The organism is Pseudarthrobacter humi, from assembly GCF_024294965.1.
Classification (GTDB): Bacteria; Actinomycetota; Actinomycetes; order Actinomycetales; family Micrococcaceae; genus Arthrobacter; species Arthrobacter humi.
This window is the reverse complement of sequence record NZ_JANCLV010000038.1, coordinates 1-1,968: the sequence shown is the minus strand read 5'-3', so window position 1 is coordinate 1,968 and position 1,968 is coordinate 1. Positions and strand designations below refer to the sequence as shown.

1 protein-coding gene is annotated in these 1,968 nt (G+C 63.6%); it reads left to right on the top strand.

Annotated elements, in window-relative coordinates; genetic code table 11:
• Nucleotides 1-659: 659 nt before the first annotated feature.
• The gene (locus tag NFC73_RS20630; RefSeq protein WP_443703146.1) at nt 660-1,934 is read left to right on the top strand and encodes an IS30 family transposase; all 1,275 of its coding nucleotides are present in this window, start codon (nt 660-662) and stop codon (nt 1,932-1,934) included.
• The last annotated feature ends 34 nt before the right edge of the window (nt 1,935-1,968 follow it).

Below are 1,968 nucleotides of genomic sequence, written 5' to 3'. Positions count from 1 at the left end.
GCTTGAGTTCTAGCGATCGTTGCAACACCCCCGAATAATCGGGAGTCGCAACACCCATGGAATCACCATCGAAAAGTAGTCCTTCCTTAAAGAAAAAATCTCCTCTACCGGAAGAACCGGCGTCGACGGCCGGGGCGCCGGGGAAGCGTTCCCAGCAGTCCCACACCCGGGCGCAAAGACAGGATTTCCTTTCCGCCGTTGAGCGGTTGGGAAGTGTTGCCGCCGCGGCCAAGGAACTCGGCATTAACCGGAGCACGTGCCAGAAGTGGGCGAACGCTGCCGGGATCAGGCCGCAGCGCCAGTACAGCCAAGCGGACAAGGACCACTTCTATGCCGTTCTGGACAGGACGGGCACCATCACCGCGGCGGCCCAGGAGCTGGGATTGAACATCAGCACGGCTCATAAATGGGCCGGCAAGGTCAATCCTGCCAGGAGAAAACCACGGGTCATAGGAACTGTGAGGGCTGCTCCTCCGCGGCGCCACCCGTCGGCGGTGATTGTGGAGTTCCTGGGCCTGCTGCGCGAAATCGGCAACGTCAGCGCTGCAGCCCGGCAACTGGGCCTGAACCCCTCCACCTGCTTCAACTGGGCCAGGGCCGCCGGTCTGGTCTCAGTCGGTACGCGAGGCCCATCGGCGAAGCAAATTCATTACCTGCGCCTGCGCCAGGAAGGAGCCGGCCGGAGGGATGCTGCCCTCGCCGTCGGCGCCAGCAAACCGAGCTCCTACAACTGGGACCGGCAACAGGCTGCAAAGGACACGTCCGCGGCCCAAGGCCAGGCCGGGGATCTGCCGTATAAACAGGAAGTGAGAACTACATTCGCGGAACCTTCGGCCCCTGCAGCGGCACCAGAGCTGACGGCAGCGGCGGTGCCGGAGCTGCCAGCCTCAGTGACGGCGCCAGTACCCGCCGCGGTGGCGTTGGAAGCCCTGGAACAGCCCATCAGCGCCCGCTACCTGTCCCTGCCCGAGCGGGAGAGGATCGCGGACCTGCGCTCCCACGGAACCTCCATGCAGGCGATCGGCAGGGCACTGGGCCGGTCCGTGGGCACCATCAGCCGGGAGATCAAACGCAACAGCCACCCCATGCTCGGCTACCGGCCCTACGGTGCTCACCGTGCCGCCACGGCCGCCCGGGCACGGCCGAAGGACAGTAAGCTGGCAGAACCCGGGGAACTGCACGACTACGTGAAGATCAAGCTCCTCACCCGCTGGTCCCCGGAACAGATTTCGAAGCTGCTGATCAAGGAATTTCCCGATGACGAGCAGATGCGCGTGAGCACCGAAACGATCTACCAGGCCCTGTACTTCCAGGCCCGCGGCGGGCTCAAACGCGAGGTCAAAGAGGCCCTGCGCAGCGGCCGGACCCGCCGCAAGCAGCACAGGAATCCCGAGGAACGCACCAGTCGTTTCCGGGACCCGATGATCAACATTTCCGAACGTCCCGCCGAGGTCGAAGACCGCGCCGTCCCGGGCCATTGGGAGGGGGATTTAGTGACCGGAGCCTACAACCAGTCGGCGATCGCAACGCTGGTTGAACGTACCACCCGCTACGTGATGTTGGTGCACCTGCCGGTGGACCATACGGCCGAATCGGTCCGCGACGGGCTGATCAAGACCATGTCCACTCTGCCGGCACACCTGCGGGGATCCCTGACTTGGGATCAGGGCGCCGAAATGGCCAAACACAGGGCTTTCAGCATCGCCACCGACATGGACGTCTACTTCTGCGACCCCGCCAGTCCCTGGCAACGCGGATCCAACGAGAACACGAACGGTCTGCTGCGCCAATATTTCCCCAAAGGTACTGACCTGAACGCCTACGGGCCAGAGGACCTCGAGCACGTCGCCCAGGAACTCAACGCACGACCGCGCAAGACACTGGACTGGGACACCCCAGCCGAGCGTCTACGTGATTTACTGATGGCCAGCTAAGCACGGGTGTTGCAACGACTCCTGGAATTCAAGC